The following is a 456-nucleotide window of genomic DNA, read 5'->3' on the forward strand; positions in this document are numbered from 1 at the left end:
CCGCCGTATCCTGATCGCCATCCCCATCGGTCAGCGTATAGGTGAAGTTCTCGAAGACAGACTCCGAGCCTGTAACCGCATCGTCACCCGTCGTGAAGGTATAGCTGCCATCCGCTGCAATCGTCAGGACGCCGGTATCCACCGTGATCGTCGCGCCCGTCACCGGATCAACCGTATAGCTTACGGTGTTGCCCGACCCATCCGTATACTCCACCGACGTCACGCTGGCACCATCGGCACCAACCGTGTCATTGGCATCAACAACATTGCCGCTGACAGACTGGCCCTCTTCTACAGGACCCGCACTGTCGTCAATCGCGGTGGGCACATCATCGACGACCGAGATGTGGAAGGTGGTGCTGGCCGTCGAGCCATCGCCATCGGTCACTTCAACTGTGAACGGCAGGTCGATCTCGTTCTCGCCCTCGCCCACCGGCTGGTCCAACGTGCCCTGCA

The 456-nt window shown here is 60.3% G+C and carries 1 protein-coding gene; it reads right to left on the bottom strand.

The window, feature by feature from the left end; all coding sequences use genetic code 11:
* Positions 1–456, bottom strand: a 456-nt coding sequence (locus ACOSDM_RS20130) for an Ig-like domain-containing protein (protein WP_420726320.1), incomplete at both ends; no start/stop codon positions are given.

It is taken from the genome of Hwanghaeella sp. LZ110, assembly GCF_048892525.1.
In the GTDB taxonomy this organism is placed as follows: domain Bacteria; phylum Pseudomonadota; class Alphaproteobacteria; order UBA8366; family Aestuariispiraceae; genus Pacificispira.